Annotated in this window: 23 protein-coding genes; 16 read left to right on the forward strand and 7 right to left on the reverse strand. The window is 36.5% G+C overall.

Features of this window, described 5'->3' with window-relative positions; translation table 11 throughout:
- The first annotated feature begins 128 nt into the window (after positions 1–128).
- From AC1M9M_RS00575 to AC1M9M_RS00605, 7 genes are all read left to right on the forward strand, one after another.
- Positions 129–794, forward strand: coding sequence for a LexA family protein (locus tag AC1M9M_RS00575; RefSeq protein WP_481595322.1), 666 nt, complete (start codon positions 129–131; stop codon positions 792–794).
- 138 nt (positions 795–932) lie between these two features.
- Complete coding sequence (locus AC1M9M_RS00580; RefSeq protein ID WP_481595323.1) at positions 933–1,994, forward strand: nucleoid-associated protein; 1,062 nt, start codon at positions 933–935, stop codon at positions 1,992–1,994.
- Positions 1,987–3,231, forward strand: a complete 1,245-nt coding sequence (locus AC1M9M_RS00585) for a hypothetical protein (RefSeq protein ID WP_481595324.1) — start codon at positions 1,987–1,989, stop codon at positions 3,229–3,231. The genes AC1M9M_RS00580 and AC1M9M_RS00585 overlap by 8 nt, the downstream gene beginning before the upstream one ends.
- 601 nt (positions 3,232–3,832) lie before the next feature.
- Positions 3,833–4,261, forward strand: coding sequence for a hypothetical protein (locus AC1M9M_RS00590; protein ID WP_035265477.1), 429 nt, complete (start codon positions 3,833–3,835; stop codon positions 4,259–4,261).
- The gene (locus AC1M9M_RS00595) at positions 4,261–5,382 is read left to right on the forward strand and encodes an ATP-binding protein (protein ID WP_481595325.1); all 1,122 of its coding nucleotides are present in this window, start codon (positions 4,261–4,263) and stop codon (positions 5,380–5,382) included. The genes AC1M9M_RS00590 and AC1M9M_RS00595 overlap by 1 nt, the downstream gene beginning before the upstream one ends.
- Positions 5,379–5,522 (forward strand): hypothetical protein, encoded by a 144-nt coding sequence (locus AC1M9M_RS00600; protein WP_481595326.1) that lies wholly within the window; start codon positions 5,379–5,381, stop codon positions 5,520–5,522. Before AC1M9M_RS00595 ends, AC1M9M_RS00600 begins: the two co-directional genes overlap by 4 nt.
- 64 nt (positions 5,523–5,586) lie before the next feature.
- The gene (locus AC1M9M_RS00605; protein WP_179998061.1) at positions 5,587–5,853 is read left to right on the forward strand and encodes a helix-turn-helix domain-containing protein; all 267 of its coding nucleotides are present in this window, start codon (positions 5,587–5,589) and stop codon (positions 5,851–5,853) included.
- Between the two features lie 14 nt (positions 5,854–5,867).
- Here AC1M9M_RS00605 and AC1M9M_RS00610 read toward each other — a convergent pair whose 3' ends face one another.
- Both AC1M9M_RS00610 and AC1M9M_RS00615 read right to left on the reverse strand, forming a co-directional pair.
- Entirely contained in the window at positions 5,868–7,130 is a 1,263-nt protein-coding gene (locus tag AC1M9M_RS00610; protein WP_481595327.1) for a tyrosine-type recombinase/integrase, read from the reverse strand.
- Between the two features lie 313 nt (positions 7,131–7,443).
- Entirely contained in the window at positions 7,444–7,677 is a 234-nt protein-coding gene (locus AC1M9M_RS00615) for a hypothetical protein (protein ID WP_035270711.1), read from the reverse strand.
- 272 nt (positions 7,678–7,949) lie between these two features.
- Between AC1M9M_RS00615 and AC1M9M_RS00620 the strand changes: the two genes are divergently transcribed.
- Both AC1M9M_RS00620 and AC1M9M_RS00625 read left to right on the forward strand, forming a co-directional pair.
- Positions 7,950–8,498 carry a hypothetical protein gene (locus AC1M9M_RS00620; protein WP_179998064.1) on the forward strand — a complete coding sequence of 183 codons (549 nt, stop codon included), beginning with the start codon at positions 7,950–7,952 and terminating at the stop codon, positions 8,496–8,498.
- Positions 8,499–8,646: 148 nt separating this feature from the next.
- Complete coding sequence (locus tag AC1M9M_RS00625) at positions 8,647–9,123, forward strand: hypothetical protein (RefSeq protein WP_035263591.1); 477 nt, start codon at positions 8,647–8,649, stop codon at positions 9,121–9,123.
- Positions 9,124–9,166: 43 nt separating this feature from the next.
- On the opposite strand, the gene AC1M9M_RS00630 is transcribed toward AC1M9M_RS00625, so the two are convergent.
- From AC1M9M_RS00630 to prmB, 3 genes are all read right to left on the reverse strand, one after another.
- Positions 9,167–9,520, reverse strand: a complete 354-nt coding sequence (locus tag AC1M9M_RS00630; protein WP_143047393.1) for a hypothetical protein — start codon at positions 9,518–9,520, stop codon at positions 9,167–9,169.
- Positions 9,521–9,618: 98 nt separating this feature from the next.
- The gene (aroC, locus tag AC1M9M_RS00635) at positions 9,619–10,704 is read right to left on the reverse strand and encodes a chorismate synthase (protein ID WP_092766326.1); all 1,086 of its coding nucleotides are present in this window, start codon (positions 10,702–10,704) and stop codon (positions 9,619–9,621) included.
- Between the two features lie 14 nt (positions 10,705–10,718).
- Positions 10,719–11,729 (reverse strand): 50S ribosomal protein L3 N(5)-glutamine methyltransferase, encoded by a 1,011-nt coding sequence (gene prmB / locus AC1M9M_RS00640; RefSeq protein WP_035263595.1) that lies wholly within the window; start codon positions 11,727–11,729, stop codon positions 10,719–10,721.
- A gap of 371 nt (positions 11,730–12,100) precedes the next feature.
- Between prmB and AC1M9M_RS00645 the strand changes: the two genes are divergently transcribed.
- From AC1M9M_RS00645 to AC1M9M_RS00670, 6 genes are all read left to right on the forward strand, one after another.
- A complete protein-coding gene (locus AC1M9M_RS00645) occupies positions 12,101–12,310 on the forward strand; it encodes a cold-shock protein (RefSeq protein WP_035263597.1) in 210 nt (69 codons plus the stop codon).
- A 122-nt stretch (positions 12,311–12,432) separates the two neighbouring features.
- The gene (locus AC1M9M_RS00650; protein WP_481595328.1) at positions 12,433–12,738 is read left to right on the forward strand and encodes a hypothetical protein; all 306 of its coding nucleotides are present in this window, start codon (positions 12,433–12,435) and stop codon (positions 12,736–12,738) included.
- Positions 12,739–12,881: 143 nt separating this feature from the next.
- The gene (locus tag AC1M9M_RS00655; RefSeq protein ID WP_092766329.1) at positions 12,882–14,255 is read left to right on the forward strand and encodes an ABC1 kinase family protein; all 1,374 of its coding nucleotides are present in this window, start codon (positions 12,882–12,884) and stop codon (positions 14,253–14,255) included.
- A gap of 227 nt (positions 14,256–14,482) precedes the next feature.
- Positions 14,483–15,778 carry an acyl-CoA dehydrogenase family protein gene (locus AC1M9M_RS00660; RefSeq protein ID WP_481595329.1) on the forward strand — a complete coding sequence of 432 codons (1,296 nt, stop codon included), beginning with the start codon at positions 14,483–14,485 and terminating at the stop codon, positions 15,776–15,778.
- Between the two features lie 30 nt (positions 15,779–15,808).
- Positions 15,809–17,008, forward strand: coding sequence for an acyl-CoA dehydrogenase family protein (locus AC1M9M_RS00665; protein ID WP_035263603.1), 1,200 nt, complete (start codon positions 15,809–15,811; stop codon positions 17,006–17,008).
- Positions 17,009–17,081: 73 nt separating this feature from the next.
- Positions 17,082–17,567: a GNAT family N-acetyltransferase gene (locus AC1M9M_RS00670; RefSeq protein ID WP_481595330.1), complete on the forward strand. Its 486-nt coding sequence runs from the start codon at positions 17,082–17,084 to the stop codon at positions 17,565–17,567.
- Positions 17,568–17,605: 38 nt separating this feature from the next.
- On the opposite strand, the gene AC1M9M_RS00675 is transcribed toward AC1M9M_RS00670, so the two are convergent.
- Positions 17,606–18,817: an alkane 1-monooxygenase gene (locus AC1M9M_RS00675; RefSeq protein WP_035263607.1), complete on the reverse strand. Its 1,212-nt coding sequence runs from the start codon at positions 18,815–18,817 to the stop codon at positions 17,606–17,608.
- A 188-nt stretch (positions 18,818–19,005) separates the two neighbouring features.
- Between AC1M9M_RS00675 and AC1M9M_RS00680 the strand changes: the two genes are divergently transcribed.
- A complete protein-coding gene (locus AC1M9M_RS00680) occupies positions 19,006–19,938 on the forward strand; it encodes an AraC family transcriptional regulator (protein ID WP_481595331.1) in 933 nt (310 codons plus the stop codon).
- 74 nt (positions 19,939–20,012) lie between these two features.
- On the opposite strand, the gene AC1M9M_RS00685 is transcribed toward AC1M9M_RS00680, so the two are convergent.
- Positions 20,013–21,878, reverse strand: a complete 1,866-nt coding sequence (locus AC1M9M_RS00685; RefSeq protein ID WP_481595332.1) for a SurA N-terminal domain-containing protein — start codon at positions 21,876–21,878, stop codon at positions 20,013–20,015.
- Position 21,879: the final 1 nt, after the last annotated feature.

Here is a 21,879-nt window from a genome sequence, read left to right on the forward strand (position 1 = left end):
TGACCCTCTCATATGAATTCAAATATTACCTTTTAGGTAATGTAAATACAACCTTTTTTCTTGTTTACCTTTTTGGTGATAAATCTACAATTAATAAATGTGTCTCGTAACACAGAAATAGGAATACTATGGACAGCAAATCAATCAGATACAAAAACACTCGCATCCTTGTTGATCAAGTCGGCGGAGTATCCAGTTTTGCTGAGAAAATTGGTAAAGGACAATCTCAAACCAGTCAGTTCGCAGGTACAAATCCTATAAAAGGAATTGGTAATAAGGTTGCTCGTGAAATCGAAGATGCATTCGATAAACCACATGGTTGGTTAGACATTCCGCATGTCGATGAAAAAGCAATATTAGAACCAAATATTTCTTCCCCAATCCCTATCGCTGGTCGCCTAGTTCCAGTCATTTCGTGGGTTCAAGCTGGATCTTGGACTTCAGTTGACTCAGTACCTAATGGCACACAATTTGAAGAATGGTTGCCCCCTAATCCTAAGTGTGGAAAGAATGGGTATGGATTGGAAGTCGTTGGAGAATCCATGATGCCTGACTTTAGACCAGGCGATAAGATTTATGTAAATCCTGATTTTCAAACGGCGGATTTGAGAACTGGGGATCTTGTAATCGTTGCTTGTGAAGGTGATGCTGAAGCAACTTTTAAAAAATTAATATTAGAAAGTGGGAATGTTTACCTTCAACCTTTAAACCCTCATTGGCCAGAACAAACTATCGCATTAGTAGATGGTTGTAAGTTGGTGGGTAAGGTAGTTGGGTTGTATAGGGATGTTTGAAAGTTGAATTACTGTTGCTTTGGGGGATATTAGAAGTGCAAACGATACAGATCAATTCCCTTAAGATTTTCCGTATGTCTTATCAACAATTTTTATTACCAATAGTACTTAAGACGTTTTTTTATACCGGGGGTAACAATGGAAATTACAAATGTAATATTTCATCAATTAGAAAAAAAAGCTGAAAAACGAGGCTCTGAGACTGTAAAAGTTGAATTTGCATCAACACTTTTATCAAATAAGGATCCAATTGTACTAAAATTTTGTGAAGAAATTATTGACTCTTATCGCCAACAAAACCCAATTTGGGGATATATTGATGAAGAACATAAATTTCATAGCAAACTTGAAAACTTCTATTCACCTTCGGACAGTGATTTTATAGATTTTTCTAAATCAGTGTGTGAACTCATCAAAGAAGAGCTAGCAACAAGTATTTTTGGTACAGGTGGATTTGTTATGATTCTAAACTATACCCATTCTGGAAAAGAATGGATGTTAGTGGCAATGCTAAAAAATGATGAAGGTTATGGATTAACGGAAGCCTTATCACTTGAAAAACGAAAGTATTTAAATATTAAAAAACTCCATGAGTCTGCACGTATTAATGTTGAGGAATGGAAGAACAACATAAGTTTAGATAAAGAAGAGAAAGGAAATTGCCTTTCTTTTATGAAAGGTAATAAACAAAAAGACAATGACGTAACCGAGTATTTTAGAGATGCTTTAGGGTGTCTGGGCTATCATAGCAGCAATAAAAATACTAAAGAAGTAATTAACACCATCGCCAAATACATGGAAGAGAAAGGATATGAGCCTTTAAAAAAAGATAACGTAAGAACTAGTTTATATAATTATTTCGATGACCAGAGCAAGCTGGATTTAGAGGTAGATTTAGAAACAATTGCTAGAAAGGTCAACTCGGATAACCCTGAAGATTTTACAAACTATATTAAAGAAAACGATATTAAAATTGATTCATCGTTTAAACCCAGCCAAAAATCTTTTAAGGTCTTGCAAAAACTTTCATTTACAGTGGGTGATATTCGAGTAAGTTTCTCTTATGATGATATCAATGATAAAGTAATTCTTAGTGAGCAAGGACTTCTCATTAAGTCAATTCCTTCACATATCATTAAGGAAATGGATGGATATAAGCCGCGTATTGCTCAATTACCGTTGAAAAAGATAGATGAATAATTCTATACAAAAAGAAGGTGTTGATCTTTTAATTGAACTAATTAAGTTAACTCAAGATAAATACCTGTCTAACCGACGCACCTACTCAGGCCGAATTAAGCGGTCTGATCATGCTCGTGCTCTAGATTTATTATCAAGCCTCAAAAGCTATATAGCCGAAGATAATCGATTCTATCCAAATTACGATGAAGAGGATTATGAAATCGAAATTACTCTTCCTCCATTCTACAATTTTTCTTTATCAGATATGCTTACATCATATCCTGAACTACGAACAGCTGTACCAGATCAAATAATTTACTTTGAAGATATAGATTATATCTATGTACCAACAGATTTTCATAAAATTGATGATTCAATTGCTTCCTCAGTAGTAAAAAACTACTTAAAAAGTGTGTCTTTATATAATTTATTAAAAACACAAGCCGATCACTCAAGCAGAAATGCAACAAATGATGAAACTATTTATTTTCTAGGGTCAAAGAAAATTTCAATTTTTAACAATTTGACTGCAAATGAAAATACTTGTCTTAATAACCTGTGTGCATTTGAAATCAACTACATCAACTCTAACATTCATAAAGATGCTATCAAAAACATCATCACTGATAGTCTAAATTCATTTTATATTGATAAAGAGGTTTCATTCAATCAGATCTGCAGTGACTTTGATTCAATTTATGATGTAATTAAAAACAATTACGATGTATACATTTCTCAATTTACTTTTGAAAAAATTAAAAAAGAAGTTGAAAAATTTCGTACTGAATCAATTACTCGTATAAACAAGTCATTTTCTGATATCCAAATGCAAATCATTGCAATCCCTGCATCTTTGATAGTAGTTGCTAGTAACTTAAAAACAGGAGATAGTTTTTCATTTATAGCAAACACCATAATTCTACTTGGTGCATTATTTTTCACAATAGCTGTTTTTATTATGTGTGAAAATCAAAATGACACTCTTGACAATATTAAACATGAGATTGATGCACAAGAAAAAGAGTTCACTAAAGACCCTTTATTTAAAGATAAAAATGAAATAAATAGCAATTTCATTGTAATGAATACTAGATTTTTAAAACAAAAAAGTAACCTAAGATTAGTTAAAAGAAGTATCTATGCCTGCATTTTAATAATGATACTTACGTATTTTTACATTCATGTAGATAACACTTGTTTAAATATTCAAATACCTGAATTGGATAGCTTCTATTGTGCAGTAGCAAAAAAATAAATTCATATCTCTCTAGGCTCTTAAGCTACTATCAATGTAATTTACGTAGGATCAACACCATGCAAGTGGTTTAAGCAGCCCATCTTAGTAATGGCTTTTCATTCAAATACCTTTCATTTTTTAGCGTTAGAACTTACATAGATATCCTTAAAGCCTGTACGACTAAGTGAAAACAGATTCTTAGTAGTGTTTATCAAGATTTTTAGAATAAAGAATTTGTCACTTTTTTACTCAATAGTTACCCTAATAACTACACATAAGCAAAACTTGATTGTGATCTTAAAATAGTTTTGGTTTGCCAAAAATTGAAAAAGAATATTGAAAATTAAGGTTTTTAATTCTTAAATCTTAAATAAAGATTTCATAAACTAAGATCAAGTCCACCTACACAAGACCTGTGACTACAAAAGCAATCGAAACAAACCCACCCCATCGGTGGGTTTTCTTTTGCCTAGTATAAAATAAAAACACCTTAAAGATAATAAAAAGATAATTTAATAGTTGCAATTAATTACCTTTTAGGTAATATTTATCTCACAGACAACAAAAAAGCACCCCTGCCTTCGAACTCATGGGTGCTTTGCAAACTGCGAGATCAATTATGAATCTAAATTTCACCCCATTCAATACCGTCGCCGTAAGTTTATTAGTTTCTAGTGTAACGATTGGTGCATTAGTCTTCACTAAACAACCTCAAGCGACAGATTTAAAGCTTAGCTATTCAAGCTATGTACCTAATCAAACATCAGTTGCAGCCCTAAAACTGACCTCTGAAACGACTGGCTACGCTGTAGTACGTCTTGATGAATACACGCTAGATGTATCATTTGACTACGAAAAATTCACGAATGATTACGGCGTTCCTGGTAGTGAATTTGACGATGCAATGATTACATCTCTGACGATCGACAAAATTCACGATGTATTAGGTAACTCTGTATCAGATTTCACTGATCACAATGACCATTACAACATTAATCAAATGCTGATTACTCACATGCATAAGAATCGCATGTTAGGGGGTGTGTAATGGCCCTTCCTATCATTGAAGCGAACCAAACATTATTGGTGCAAGCCATCATTGTTTATCTATATGCGGATCCAGGACTTGGCAAAACATCAATTGGCTTTACAGGTGATAAAGCCATTTCCTTTGACTTTGATAAAGGAGCACATCGTACTGGTGAACTTCGTCGTGGTGCAGTAGTTCAAGTTCAACAATGGTCAGATGTAGCAAATCTTACACCTCAAGATTTAGCACCATATAACACAGTGGTTATTGATACTGTTGGCGCCATGCTTGAAAGCATCAAGACACACTTGGCTTTGAACAATACCAACAAACAAAAAGATGGTTCACTGAAATTAAAAGCTCAAGGTTTAGCGAACAATATCTTCAAACAATATGTAAATACATTGATTGCATCAGGCAAGGACGTGGTTTTCATAGCACATGCTTCTGAAGATCAAAACGGCGATCAAATTGTATATCGTCCTGATCTAGGCGGTAAGAACCGTAACGAGCTTTATCGAATAGCCGACATTATGGGTTATTTAACGACTGTGACCACTAGTGAAGGTAAAAATGCTCGTGTCATTAGCTTTAAGCCTTGCCCTACTCATCATGCAAAAAATGCTGGTGGCTTAGGTGGTGAAACTGGTGAGGTGTGGGTACCTGACTTAAAACAGAATCCTACATTCTTGGCTGACATCATTAAACAAGCGAAAGACCATATCAACAGAATGACACCTGAGCAGTTGGAAACCATCAAAGCGGATGAAGATTTTGAAAATTGGAAACAAAGTTGCAATGAAGCTCAACATGCTGGGGATTTAAACCAACTCACTGAATCATTACCTCAGGGCCATCGGTATGTAATGGATATGTGGTACGCAGTTCAACTTCGGGCTAAAGAACTAGGCTGTCCATACAACAAAGATGAAAAGAAATGGCTCAATTCACCTGAATTCAATGGCATTTCAAATGAACAACTAGCTCATCTTCAAGACTTTATTGCAGAACGTGGCTTAGACACTAAAACCGTTTGTGAATACTTAGGCTTAGATGCCTTGGCACAGATTGAGGTAAAGCAATTTGCAGCGGTTAAAGTCGATATAGATAACTATGCGAAAAGTATGGTGAAAACATGAAATTTAATTATTCCTCTATTACCCGAACACTTACAGTGTTCGGGACGCGAATGACCCATATTTTCGAAAATGTTGGTATTGGTGAAATTGATACGTTGCTCATCAATGCAAAGTTTAAAGAAGCAACATGGAGAAAGTAATGAAAAAAAATTATGTATCAGATTTGCATAATGAAAAACAAATACAAACAACAGAGGTGTTTTCATGGCTTTGAAAAGTTTAAAAAATATCAATGAGGATGAACGATCTAAATTATTAAAACCTTTTTTAGATGCTCCAGATGATCAAAAGTTTGGACAAGATTTGGTAGCTCTATATTTAGATTGTTCGCCTTGGACTTTAGCTAGAATGCGCTGTGATGGGTCTGAACTTCCCTACACCAAAATAGGTCGTCGAGTTGCTTATAGAAAAGCTGATGTACTCGCTTTCGAAAAAAGGAGAACTGTGACCTGCACTGCTCAATACGTATAATTAAGAAGGCAGGTTTATTCTGCCTTTAATTGTTTGAGTCTTTCATCCCAGACACTTTCGTAGTTAAAACAATCAATTTTTCCTTGGTATACAGCCTCAATCATATTCATGGAAGCTCTTAATTCCTCCATCGGTATTTGTACATATCCACCTGTTACATCTAAACGCGGTTTAGCAGTATGGTTAAGCAGTCGTTTAGTCACATAGATATTAAATCTTAGTAAGTTACATATCGTCGCGAAGGTGCGTCTAAAATCATGCATCGATACATAAAAATTAACTTGGGTACCTATTTTCTTGAGTGCAGTATCTACTACAGTAGCGTGAATATTATGAGAAGTTGGAAGTTTAGTCGCTGGGAACACCCAATCATTTTCTTTTAGTAAGTATCTTTCTTTAAGTATGGATAGTAAGTGGTCCCCTACTGGAAACTCATGATTTGAACCATTTTTCGTATCTCTAAAAATAACTATACCTTCTTTAAAATTCACATCTTCCCATTTAAGACCACAGACTTCTTGGCGACGGCAACCGGTATACATGGTAAATAAAATGATATCTCTATGCGTGTTGGATCGTGCAGTATTTTCTAAATTGAGCTCATCCTCATAATTTAGAACGGCGTTGTAGTATTTATGAATGATACTTTTATCTAAATGCCTATTACGACTTTCAATCTTATTCCAACCTTTAGTTACGGCAATAATATCTACCGGATTGCTTTTTAAAATTGGGTTTTCATCGGTTGAATAAAGTACATGAATATATTTCCATACCGTGCCAAGCAATGAAATAGCACCATTGGCTGATGACTTGCTGAGCTCAGATACTTCGATAAATTTATCCAGGACTTCTTTTTTTGTAATTTCAAAGAGCTTTCGATCTGACCACTTTAAGTATAAATCAAAGTATTTTTTATACTGTCTAATTGTTTTAGGTTTGAAATCATTTCTATCAATGTAAATTTTTAATGCTTCATCCACAGTGATATTTAAAAAATTATTTACGCTTACTTTTTCATTTGGACTAATGTATTCCCCATTGGAGATTTGAGCCAAAATCATTTGGGCTTTTGCTCGAGCAGAATTTACGGATATTTCATTCGCTTTCCCAATCACGACTCGATAAAGTTTCCCCTCGTGTCTACGTTCAACAATATAGGATTTTGATTTCGTGGTGACTCGAATCGCGAAACCGATCAAATCTTTATCTCGGATAATTTTTTGACCAGAATCCGTCAATGGGATAGCATCAACATTAGACTTGTTGAGTTTCATGATTAATCCAATAAACCTTCAGTAAGTTTATTAAATCATGCTTCTCAACAGTCTACAAATAGTCTACACGTGATTTTTTAAGACTTTTATAGCATCGTTAAAATTGATATAAACCACTAATAAATATATAATTTTAAGTTAATAATATTCCACAATGGTGTTATAGAAAAAGTAGAATCCACCTAACCTACTTTGGATTGGGAATGTTTGGTGCATATTGAACCGTGCTTAATTTCGAATAGAACTATAATATTATAAAATAGATAATGAATAGTGATGAGAATGAGTAAGGCAGCTCAAGGCTGCCATTAAATTAATTCAGTGCGATGACTTTAACTAAGATTGTTTGTGATTCTTCAAAGTCATCAAATATTTGCTTTCGATTAAGTTCTTTTGACTTCACTTTAAACTCATGATTCTGGTACTGAATGACTGATGGAATTGAATCGAAATACGCATAGTCTGCCTCGATGGTTTCTTCAAACAATGGAGTGCCCAGTTGATAGTCTTTGCTCTTCAGCACCACATATTTCACAGTCGTTTTCATTTCATACTCTTTTATTAACGCTTTATTTTTAGTTATATCACCTTTTGAAAAGTGTTCAATCAAAAATAGAAACGTTTGACCATAAAGGACTCAATCAATTATTTTTTACCACCTTTAAACTTAATTCAAGCAACCTGACAAGCATCACAAAAAGAAAAATAGCAAAACACGACAATAAATATATATTTTTTGATAACTGGTTAACATTTATATGGATTGTATGCTAAATTTAGCATATACAAAAACAACATCTATTTAACTGGTTGATAATAATGAAAGTTCAATTTATATCTATTCTTACTGCTCTTTCACTGAGTGGGTGTATCGTTGTATCCAATAAACCAAATGCAAGTTCTGCAAAAGCTTATGCATCTAATGTTATTGATTTTAAACCTTCAGAAAATGCCAAACGAATTGAAACACGTGGTCAGGTGATTTGTGAACCATCAAAACCATGTACTGAGTTAACATTTGATTGGAAACAGCAGAGCAATAATTTATTTAGAGTACATACCAATCTATTTGATCGAAAATCTTTTGATATCAAGCAAGTGATTTTCACGCTAGATGGTCAAACTTATCCTTACACAACTTTAACTCAAACCAATACACGATCAGTCAACAATTCTGATCTCATTAACTCTACAAATTACATTGATGTACCAATGAATTTTGTCGTTATGTTTGATCAGTCTAAATCTATCGATATTGCTGTAGTGACAGATCAAGGTGCTATTACGCATAGCATTTTAAAAGATGGGCATGCATCGTTTGCCTATCAAACATTTAAAAGTGGCTACCAACAATTTAAGCAAAAGTAAAAAAAGACCCACTATGGGTCTTTTTTTAATCATCGATACAAAACTGCAACGTGTTATTAGACTGCTAGGCATTTCATTTTTTAGAATTTTTCGTTAGATTTAACAAATTGTGTACACAGTTATAATAAACAAGACAATAGGTAAAATCATGAAAATCAAACTAGCGCTTATTTCAGCATTGGTTGTATTAACAGGTTGTGCAGGAAGTTATCCAGAACGTGTTGTAACCAAAGGACCTCTCATCTGTGCTACTGATGAAATTTGCCCTGAGCTTGCACTCCGTTGGAATGATGAAAAGCGTAATGGTTTTAAAATAACTGCAGATGTAAATGACACTATACAGCACGATATAAAACAATTGAACTTTATTGTTGATGGTCAGCCTTATGTCTATTCAACAATTCAACCAACCCAATATGCAACTGCAGCTGGTGTAACGAATTCATCTAATTTTATTGTCGTTCCTGTAAGTTTTTTAAACTCATTTAGAGACGCAAAACAAATTGATCTAAAAATCGTGACAGCTAACGGCGAAGTGACTCGTCCCATACTGCAAGCTGACGGTCAGAAGTCTTCTGCTTACTTAACATTTATCAAAGGTTATACAGGTCAAACTATCGAATAAATGAATTATTCACTAAAAAGCCAGTTCGTTGAACTGGCTTTTTTTAAGGCTTACAACTTTTTTGATAACTTGTTCCTAAATCTTGGAATGATAACTCAAAAGAATTTCTCATTTTTTTTGCAAATAATGCTTCTTCTTTTGCTTTAGCCATATGAATATTCTTTTGTGCTATTCGCTCTAAAGCATTTAATGCATCTGCATATTCACAAGCTCTTTGAATGATCAACGAAATATTCTGCTTACTATCGACCGATTGATGTAATCGAATTTGACTCGCTTCAATTTCGTTATAAATTGACTTCACTTCAATATCAAACTGAGATTGTGTTAAGCCATTCGCATAACTATACGATAATCCGCATAAGACCATCGCCCCAACCAATATCCTTATTTTCAATTGAATTCCCCATAAAACGTTCAATTGCAATTTTAAAATTATATTAAAAAGCCAGATCAATCATCTGGCTTTTTACATCATACGCTTTTTTACTTTGGTTAAATTGGCTCAAATGGCGCAACAACGTCGGCATTTTGGGCACGATGACGCATAAAGTGATCCATTAACACGATTGCAAGCATCGCTTCAGCGATTGGTGTCGCACGAACACCCACACAAGGATCGTGACGACCTTTAGTAAGAACATCCGTATCTTCTCGATTAATGGTAATCGTTTTGCCTGGTGTGGTAATAGAAGCAGTAGGTTTTAGTGCAATTGATACACGAATATCTTGACCACTTGAGATACCACCTAATATACCACCAGCGTGATTCGCTAAGAAGCCATCAGTTGTCAGTTCATCACGTGTTTCATGACCAAATTGTTCAGCCACACCAAAACCATCACCAATCTCTACACCTTTAACCGCATTAATTGACATCATCGCATGTGCGATATCAGCATCTAAACGGTCGAAAACAGGTTCTCCCCAGCCTACGGGTACTTTAGAAGCAATAATTTCAAGTCGTGCTCCACAGCTTGTTCCTTTTTCACGCAATGATGTCACAAGTGCTTCAAAGCGTGGTACGGCATCAACATCACCACAAAAGAATGGATTATTCGGCACTTCATTCCAATCTAATTTTGCTGTTTTTTCAGTTCCGATTTGAGTTACATGCCCACGGATTTCAATACCAAATTTTTCAAATAAGAATTTTTTAGCAATTGCACCCGCTGCAACACGCATCGCTGTTTCACGTGCGCTTGAGCGACCACCACCACGGTAATCACGGAAACCATACTTTTGTGTATAGGTATAGTCTGCATGACCTGGACGGAAAGTTTGTGCGATATTACCGTAATCTTTAGATTTTTGGTCTGTATTACGAATTAAAAGACCAATGGATGTCCCAGTGGTTTTACCTTCGAACACACCTGAAATAATTTCAACTTCATCTGGTTCTTTGCGTTGTGTTGCAAATTTAGAGGTACCTGGTTTACGACGATCTAAGTCTATTTGTAAGTCCTCAGCTGATAACTTCAGACCTGGTGGAACTCCATCTACAATCGCCATCAAACCCACACCGTGAGATTCACCACAAGTTGTTACACGGAACAATTGTCCAATACTATTGCCAGCCATGTTCAACAACTCCTTTAAACTTGAACAGATTGAATGAATAAATCACGATATTGACGGCATTGTGCTGCAGTCAGTGCAAAAATACCTGATCCACCACGTTGGAATTGCAACCAGTAGAAATCAACAGTATTAAAGTTTTGCTTCATCGCCCATTCTGAGTTGCCCACTTCAATGACGATTAAACCATCTTCAGTTAAATAGTCTGCGGCTTGAGCCAGCATTTTACGCACAAGATCCAAACCATCTTGACCCGCTGCCAATGCCAATTCTGGCTCGTGATGAAACTCATCTGGTAAATCTGCCATATCTTCAGCATCGACATACGGCGGATTAGAAACAATTAAATCATATTGATTTTCGGCAGGTATTTTAGCGAAAAGATCAGATTCCAATAAAGCGACTTGATACTGTTTATTGTGATGCTCACAGTTGATTTGTGCAACTTCAAGGGCTTCTTTTGAAATATCAGTAGCATCGACTTCAGAATCAGGGAATGCATATGCCAAAGCAATCGCGATACAACCAGAGCCAGTACACATATCCAAAATACGCTGTGGAGTTTTAGGATTTGGATTCACTGGCAAATTATTGACCGCCTCACCCATTTCACCATTTTCAGTCAAACAATAAGGTGCAAAACGATTTTCAATCAGCTCAACGATTGGTGAGCGTGGAATCAGTACACGCTCATCGACATAAAATGGTTTACCAAAGAAATAAGCAAGATTTAATAAATATGAAGTAGGAACACGGTCATTGATACGACGTTCGAGTAAGCTCAAGAATTCCGCAACTTCGCTTGGCAGCAATTTTGAGTCTAAAATCTCAGCATCGGCATTCCAGTCCAGTGACAAAGTTTGTAAAACTAAAGCAGAACTTTCAGCAAAATAATCTTCAGTACCTTGACCTAAGTGTGCATCGTATTGACGTAATGCTGTAACTCCAAAACGAATAAAATCTCGAATAGTTGTTAAGTTTTCAGCGGCTTCCTGTAGATGTTCAGGGCTAATAGTCGGTCGATCCACTTAAGGCGTCTCCAAGGTCAAATTTTTAAAAACGGTCTATGATACCTTGTTTTATCCTTTTAATAAAAAGTTCTATCCGTGTTATTCGGCAAATTTGTATTGAAAATTTGAATAGTTAGAATTATCCATTGAATAAGGTCTACTCATTCAAGTTTTAAAATAGCGAGAAAGTTGATTAAAACTAACGATATTGAAAATAATCGTGTATACTCGAAGCCAACTAGAAAATTTATGTTGTTTCATTAAATCTTTTATTTCGCAGTGTTAGTCATAATCCTACGTTTGGTTTCAGATTTTAAGTTTCATTTTTTTTCCAAGTTACATCATTGAGTTCAAACTCATAACATTAAAGTTTTATTAGGATTCCTATTATGTCTAATACTGTTAAAGGTACAGTTAAATGGTTCAACGAAACTAAAGGTTTCGGTTTCATCCAACAAGAAAACGGTCCTGACGTTTTTGCTCACTTCAGCGAAATCAAAGGTTCAGGCTTTAAAACTTTGGCTGAAGGCCAACAAGTTGAATTCAGCGTAACTCAAGGTCCTAAAGGTCCTAACGCTGTTGACATCGTAGCAGTTTAATTAACTGTTAAAAAAAAGCGGGCTTTGCCCGCTTTTTTTGTCTCTCGAAAAGCTCACCAGACTTGAAAAAGAAAATTTAGACTCAACCTAATTAAAGTTAAAGTGGATTTAAAAGTTGAAGTATGAGTTATAAACACAATAATTTAATGGCAATCCGTCAAAATTACTGGAGTGATGATTCTTCCCCTCGTGTCACAACAGAAAAACAATTTCTTAAGCAATTTTTGATGGATCATCAAGTTTTTGAAAATCCAAGTTTGGATGATGTTAAATATTTTGTCTTCAGCTTACCTAGCGTCATTATTATCAAAGCATATGCCCTTGGATTTATTCATGAAACTGTTGTCAACTTAATGAAGTTATTCATCTCTGAGTATCGCGTGCCTCTGTCTAATCGAGCTCAACTCCCAGTTAAATATCGACTTTAAAAAGCTTAGGCTATTTCAGTTTTAATAAATTGACCATTTATACACCTGATATTGAAATACTTGAACTATTTTAATACGTTCATAACATGTAATATTCAATACAATGATTTCTCTGCGCGATTCGCTTAAAGGACCTAAACTTCATGTCAGATCAGAATGAAAAGCTTAAACAATTAAAAACTTCTTCAATGGATCGCCGTCTTTCGATTGCGAAAGCTTCTCTACTGGCTGGCACACGCTGGGCTGCTTCAAGTGCGAGTTCTATTTTTTCAAGCGAAGAAGAAAAAGAAAAAAAACGTAAACAAGCGATGAAAGAACAAGCTGACTATCTCGTTGCTGAAATCGGTAAATTAAAAGGCTCTATCGTCAAAATTGGTCAAATGATGGCGTTATATGGTGAGCATTTTCTACCTGAAGAGATCACGCAAGCTTTAAACACTTTAAATAATCAGACCGTTGCCCTCGCGTGGCCTGCGATCCATGAGCAACTGCGCAACCAACTTGGCTCTAAACTCGATGATCTCACCATTGATCATGAGCCTTTAGGCACCGCATCATTAGCACAGGTTCACCGTGCAACACGCAAGTCTGATGGTCTTGAATTGGTGCTCAAAGTTCAATATCCAGGTGTAGCAAGCGCAATTGACTCAGATATGAGCTTGTTTAAGAACATGCTCAAACTTACACGCATGGTTCCTCAAACTCGTGAATTTGATCAATGGTTTGATGAGGTTCGCGAAATGATGCACCGTGAAGTAAATTACAAAATTGAAGCTGAAACAACACGTCGTTTTAGAGCGCGTTTAAAAGATGATCCGCGTTATGTTGTTCCACAAATTATTGATCAATATTGTACAGATCAAGTGCTTTGTATGACTTTTGAGCGTGGTGTTCCGATTAATAGCCCAGTCATGCTTTCACTCCCTCAGGAGCGTCGCAACAAATTAGGTGAAGCATCGCTTGAAATTGCCGTTCGTGAAGTGTTTGAATGGGGCGAGATGCAGACTGATCCTAACTTTGGTAACTACCTAGTACGCTTAGGTGACGGCGCGCAAATTGAAGATAAAATCATTCTTTTAGACTTCGGTGCGATCCGTCAATTTGATGATCAACTCCTCAAGGTAGCTCGTAATTTAATTACCGCGGGCTATCATCATGATGCTCAAGCCATGGTCAATGCTATGACAGGTTATGAGTTTTTCGATGCAATGCCATTAAGCATTAAACCTGACATGGCAAAAGTGTTCCTTCTAGCTACTGAAGCTTTTAGTACTTATAGCAATAATCCAGACCTACCAACAGGCATTATGGATGAACAGCAGCGCTATGATTGGAAACAAAGCCAACTGCATAGCCGTGTGATGCAACGAGCATCCAAGTCGATGGCATCGCGCTATTTTTCAGTTCCACCGAAAGAATTTATGTTCATCAGTCGTAAGTTCATAGGTGCATATACATTCATGACTGTGATCGAAGCAAAAACAAATGTGCGAAAAATGATCCAATCATATGTTTAAGGAACAAAGACCATAGTGATCTATCGTGTCACTATGGTCAATTTATTAAATAAAAAATTTAATTACTAAAAAGAATATATCTTAAATTTCATTAGAATACCTATTCAATTACCATTTATCTGTTTGGTCAAAAAAGTCTTTTAAGCTAGTCATTTTCGACATAGTCATTTCACTAAACACATGTCACGATCTTGTTGTATAAAAAAACCATCAGGGAATTTACAACAATGAATGATATCGCAAACAAAGCGCAAGGTTTAGGCTTAGCCTTGATCACTAAGCTCGCAGGCAGTGATTTAATCGATCAATTAAAACTAAGAAAAATTATCGAACGCTCGCTTTATCAAGGTTCTAAGGCTGGATTTAAAACCTTGGGCTCTACACAGAAAATTTTTAAACAAAAATCCAATACTCCGACTCAACGTCTATCCAATCAGCAAAAAGGGTTATTTGATCTCAGCCTTTCTGAAGAACAACAGATGACTGTTGATGCGATGCAACAATTTGCTCATGAAGTTCTCTACCCCCTAGCACATACAGCCGACCACCAAGCTACTTTTCCAGAAAACTTATGGGCTCAATTTAAAGATTTAGGTGTCAATTATTATGCATTGCCTGAACAATACGGCGGCGTTGCTTCAGAAAAGAATGTGGTTACAAATGTGCTGATCGCAGAGCAACTTGCACAAGGTGACTTCTCATTAACAGCTACATTACTCTCCACGTTCTCAGTCATTAATGCAATTACACAGTGGGGTTCAGCAGAGATTCAAAATAAGTATTTGTCGGCATTTAGCGAACAAGATGATCTATTTGCAACTTTTGCTGTTCAGGAAAATACACCTGCTTTCAACCCTTTCCAATTAAAAACAAAAGCGACACACCAAGGCGATCATTTTGTCATTAATGGTGAAAAAACTATCGTTATTCTAGGTGAGCAGGCAGATCTTTTATTGGTTTCCGCAGATTTAGATGGAACAGCTCAAGTTTTCATTGTTGAGCGAAATGAAACGATTTCATATAAAGCAAATCCAGCAATGGGGCTTAAAGCAACCCAATCTGTGAGCCTAAAATTTAACAACACACCAGCATTTAAACTAAATGAGCAAGATTTTGATTATTCAGCGTTCATTGATCTGGGCAATTTAATGTGGTGTGCAATGGCAGTGGGTACATGCCAAGCGGTTAAACAATATTGCATTCAGTATGCCAATGAACGCACCGCATTTGGTGAACCAATATCCCACCGTCAAAGTGTTGCATTTATGATCGCGGATATGGCTATTGAAATTGATGCTATGAAAATGTTGGTTTTGAATGCTGCAAGCCGCGCAGAATCAGGTTTAAGTTTCCATCGTGAAGCATACTTAGCACGAATTTTGTGTGCAGAAAAATCAATGAAAATTGGCACTGATGGCGTACAACTCTTAGGTGGACATGGCTTTACCAAAGAACATCCAGTTGAACGTTGGTATCGGGATTTGCGTGCTACTGCCATTATGCATTCTGGTTTACATGCTTAATCAAATAATAAAAATTTAAGGACAAAGATGATGAATTTAGAAAATCCGAAAAAATTTAAAATGCTTGTTGATCAAGCTCATCAGACAGCGTTAAACGTGCTTCGCCCTATTTCACGCAAATATGATAAAGCTGAACATGCTTATCCCAAAGAACTCGACATGTTAGCATCCCTATTGGATGGTATGAATGAAGGTGGCGATGGCATGAATGCTGGCGCTGCCGTCAATAAACGTGGAGATACTACTCAAGGCAACAAAAATGGCGTGAACATGTCTACTGCTTTGGGTGTAATTGAGATGTGTTATGGCGATACTGGTTTATTACTTACCATGCCTCGCCAAGGATTAGGTAACTCTGCAATTGCTGCTGTAGCCAATGAAGAGCAACTTGAACGCTTCAAAGGAACTTGGGCTGCGATGGCAATTACCGAGCCAGGCTGTGGATCTGATTCTGCAGCAATACGCACCACAGCGACTAAAGATGGTGATGATTATATTTTAAATGGCGAGAAAATTTTCGTCACTTCTGGTGAACGAGCTGATTCAGTCGTGGTTTGGGCAACACTCGATAAAAAACTTGGGCGTGCAGCAATCAAATCATTTGTTGTTCCTAAAGGCACGCCTGGCATGACCGTTGAACGTCTTGAACATAAACTCGGAATTAAAGCTTCAGATACTGCTGTCATTCGCTTTATCGATTGTCGTGTCCCTGCTGCAAATTTATTAGGCAATGCTGAAATCGATGTTGCAAAAGGTTTCGCTGGCGTCATGGAAACTTTTGATAATACACGCCCTCTTGTGGCCGCAATGGCAGTTGGGTGCTCTAAAGCGTCTTTAGAGCGTATCAAGGAAATTTTTAAAGACCAACTAGATGCTGAATATGCCACCCCCTACCTTCAATCCTCAAATATTGCAGCTCAGATTTATCGTATGGAAGCAGAATGGGAAGCTGCTCGTTTATTAACCCTAAAAGCTGCATGGATGGCTGACAATAAAAAGCCTAACTCGCGTGAAGCTTCAATTGCAAAAGCGAAAGCTGGACGAATTTGTAATGAAATTACATTGAAGTGTGTCGAACTTGCTGCAAGTGTAGGCTATACCGAAGATGAGTTGTTGGAAAAATGGGCGCGTGACTCCAAAATCCTAGATATCTTCGAGGGCACACAACAAATTCAACAGCTTATTGTTGCGCGCCGTGAACTTGGAAAATCATCAAGCGAATTGAAATAAATCACGTTGAATTAAACTCAACTCCGATGAAACTTAGATATACTCTGTGAAGATTTACTAAGTTTCATCGATTATGTACTTTATTCGAACTATTCAACCCCAAGATAATCCCCATATTGCAAAAATCATTCGTGAAGTCTCAGTGGAGTTTGCTCTCGCTGCTGAATCAGGCTTCGCAGTAGCAGATCCAATTCTAGATCAACTCTATGACGTTTATACAAAACCTCACTCCATATATTGGGTTATTAGCAATGACCAACACGAGGTCTTTGGTGGTGGGGGCATTGCACCTTTGCTGTGCCACGAAAACACCCTAGAGATACAAAAAATGTATTTTATGCCCTCAATACGAGGTTTGGGTTTTGCAAAACAAATTCTAGAAAAATGTATCCAATTTGCACGAGATCAGGGTTACACGCAAATTTATCTCGAAACCACAGCATCTCTCTGGCAGGCTGTAAAATTATATGAAAAATTAGGTTTTCAACATCTAGAACACCCATTAGGAAATACTGGACATAGTGATGCATGCGAAATACGCATGTTAAAAGTATTATAAAAAAACCGACCTATGGTCGGTTTTTTTATTTTTGAGTGTTAGCCCAATAATTTATCAATAACACCAAATTTTTTAAAAATTTTTGCTCGTCGTTTTGGATGAATATTGGCTTTATTTAAATCGCCACCATAATGGTCAAATACGCGCTTATCCATAATTTTAAACCATAACTTAGGTATTAAAACTGGGATCAACATCGTCGCATATCCACTTGGCAACACTGGCGCTTCTTCAAAGTTTCTCAATGCTTGGAATGGTCGTGTCGGATAAGCATGATGATCCGAATGGCGCTGCAACTGGTATAAGAATAGATTGGTTGTGATGTTATTATTATTCCAACTATGTTCAGGCATAGTACGCGAATAACTTCCATCTTCTTTCTTTTCTCGCAATAAGCCGTAGTGCTCAAGATAGTTGACCATTTCAAATAAAGTCACACCGTAAAGTGACTGTATGGCTAAGAATGGTAAAATTTTCTTACCATACAGTTTTAGCATCGTTGCGTGAAAAGTTGCACTAATGGCTGCGCCGTGAAATAACTCATTTTTCAGTGAAAAGAACGACTCACCCTTACGATTTAATCGATGTTTTTCAATCTGTATTGCTGACTTCAAGCCACCGCTAATGGTTCTTGGAAGAAACTCGTAAAAGGTCTCACCCATCTTAGAGGTCGCTGGATCTTCTGGAGTAGCTGCGCGCTTATGATGCCCATATGGGTGCTCAATACGGAAATGATTGTATCCAAGTGGTGCTAGTGTCACGTGTGACCAATAATGATCTGCACGCTTCGGTCGATGGCATAGTTCATGGGCAGTATTCACACCAATACCATTGATCAACCCCATAGTACAACCAATCAACAACTGATCCAACAATGGGGTTTCTTTACGAGAGACCACATATCCAGCAAAAAAATTGGCTGCATATTGTAAAGGCACAAACATTTTTACTATACGATCATAGTAAGGATCACTGACTAATTTTTTGATCTGCTCATCACTCGGATTATTCTCATCAGTACCGACCAAAGCATCAATGGTGGGAATAATTACGTGTAATAATAAAGGTCCACCTAATGCAAACAATTTTTTAGTTGCTTTAGGTCCGTATTGATATCCAGCCAAAAAGCCCATCCCTAATACAGGTAGTGCTGGACTAAGCAACCATAAGTAACGCTTCTTATCCAGTTGTAAGCCTTGCGCTATCGGGTTCTGACTCAATAACTCTTCAACTTTTACCTTTGCATTCACTTGCCATTTTCCTTTTCTATTTCTTATTTTTATCTTTGTTCATTTCAAATTTCAAATACAGTCGTAATCGTCCAAAAAAGCTATTGAGTCGTATTTCCACAACGATTTTGAAGCTAAAATACATTATAGAAATCTTTACACATGTTAAGATTCAGCAATTGTAAGCGTATAGGGAATATACGAAAAACATGGATGCCCTCAGTCAAGTTTTTGAAGATATTCACCTCAAAAATACGGAATATCTCTACCTTCAAGCACAAGGTAAATGGGCTTTTGAGTTAAGTCATCAAACAGCCATGATTACCTATATTTTATTATACGGTCAAGCCTTTTTTAAATTTCAAAATGGCGAACAGCTACACTTAAAAGCTGGAGATATGGCAATTATTCCTTCTGGAATGTCACATCAAGCCTATAGCCATCAAGAACAAAGATTAGTCAACATTACTCAAATAGATCATTTATTTAAAGGTTTAAGAGATGATGAAATTATCCTCGGTGACGAAGATGATAAATCTGAGAAATCTCTCATCTTCAGTATACGATCTAACATGGACAGTATTATGGGTGGACCATTGATTCAAGCCTTACCCACTTATATCCATTTAAACAATGCACTGAATGCTAGAGAGCCGGAGTGGTTAAGGATCGGGCTTTATTTCGTGGCTGATGAAACCAAGATGAACCGACCTGGTCGCCATAAGATTATGGATCACGTGGTGAGTATTATGTTAATCGAATGCGTGAGAGATTACATTTCCACGCTTACAGATCAGAATAACTGGTTAAATGCACTTACTCACCCAGAATTGAGCCCTGCATTTTCAGCGATTCACAGCCAACCAGAACGAAACTGGACTGTAGAATCATTGGCAGAAACTTGCTTTATGTCGCGTTCAAAATTCGCTCATTTATTTCAAAATATGGTGAATGAAACACCATTAGCATACTTACAGAAACACCGTTTAAGATTAGCCAGTCAACTTTTACGCTTGAGCCAGCTTTCAATCCAACAAATCGCGCACAAAGTTGGTTATTCATCAGAGACCGCATTTAGTCAAGCCTTCAAAAAACATTATCTATGCAGTCCAAGCCAGTATCGGAATACTTATTTGAATTAATCGAATTGAATAAATCATAGCAAAATAAAAAAAGCACCGAAGTGCTTTTTTATGAAGATAGAATTACTGGTGAGTTACTTAATTTTTGCAACTGACTTTAAATACTCAGTGTAATCTTTAAGTAATTGTGTACCACGATAGTTTTGATAGAGCTGTGCAAGCTGCTGTTTTTCTTCAGCCGAAATCGAATCCATAGATGGTTTTTTTACCTCAGCCACACCGATAATTACCATTTCATTTGGTAATTGAGCTGTAGTCACAGACCACATTCCTGCTTTAGGTGCAGGTACACTAAATGCAGCACGTTCAATTTCTCGTTTAAGACCTTGAGAACGACTAAAAACACCAGCATTTACGAAAGATTGCTGATGCTTAGTTAAAACCTGCTGCGAAGGTAGTGTTTTAAAATCCTTTAACATTGCAGCAACTTTTGCTTGAGCAGCTTCATATGCCTTTTGATTCAACAGCTTTTCTTTAACCTTCGCTTTTGCTACTGATAAAGGTTGAACACCAGCTTCACGGTATTCACGAACTTTCAACCAAACTGTATCACCATTCGCCAATTGTATATTGCTGGTCGCGTTACGATCACCATTTTTTACATCTTGACTAAAGATCTTAGCTTTTACAGCAGGATCCGCTAGGACTGTATTTTGAGTGGCAAGAGTTACATTATTCGCAGTGACCAATTTAGCCGATTTTAATTCCTGAGGGACTACATCTAATGCATCGCTACTTACAACGAGCTCGTTCAAACCATTTACTAGATCAGAATAAGCATTGGCATTTTTAGATTTTAATAAATCAGCTTCAAGACGTGCTTTTTCAGACTCAAAACTAGCAACATTCACTTGATCAGCTTTAGCTTGAATAATATGTACACCAAAATCGGTTTTTACTGGCTTAGAAATCGTACCTTTTGAAGCTTGAACTGCATTATCAAAAGCATCACCGAATACACCGGCTTCATAACCATCAACTCGACCCGCATTATCTTTGGAACTAGAATCTTCAGAATACTGTTGAGCGGCCTCTGCAAAAGATAATCCTGATTTAATTTTTGCATAGACCTCATTGGCTATTTTTTCAGCCTCAAGCGCAGTACGATTATCTGTTGTAATCAAAATATGTTGGACTTCAACTTTGGCATTTTTATTTTGTTGAGTTACATATTGATCATAAGCTTGTTTTAATTCTGCATCTGTAACAGTTGTTGTGGCATTTGCTACCATAGCAGGCGTTACCAATACATAATCAAGATCAACTGAGGCTGGTTGCTTAAACAGCACTTTATGTTTTTCATAATAAGCAGCGACTTCAGCATCAGTTATTTTTAAAGACGTTTTGTAATCATCCAATTTTACAGATGACATAAATAACGTACGTTGCTCACCTTGTAGATTTGCGATTTGCTGAATATCACTTTGGCTTACCAAAGAATTATCACGAATGCTTGAAACTAACATTTGAAGCGCATGATCTTGTCTTAAATTTTGGATTAGACCCTGGCTCGTCATATTAATTGATCGAAGATAGTTTTCATAAGCTTGTTGTGAAAATTTACCATCAACCTGCAGACTTGGCTGTTGAGCAATCATTTGTTCAATCTGAGCATCACTTAAACTGATGCCTAACTTTTCAGCCTGCTGAACCAATAAAGCACGATCAATTAAACTATCTAGAGCCATTTGTTCAATATACGATTGATTCAGAAGTGATTCATCACCTTGAACCATTTGTAAGAATTGATCTTTATAATTCTTCGTTTGAACTTCTAGCTCTTTATTAGAAATTTCTAAATCATTAACGGTTTTAGCAATCCCATCTTTGTTTCCACCACCGAAATAGCCTTCAATACCGACCAATGCCAATGGTGTCAAAAATAATACTAGAAGGACTTTGCCGAGCCACCCTTTAATGAGTTTACGAAACGATTCCATA

It is taken from the genome of Acinetobacter sp. ANC_7503, assembly GCF_056780035.1.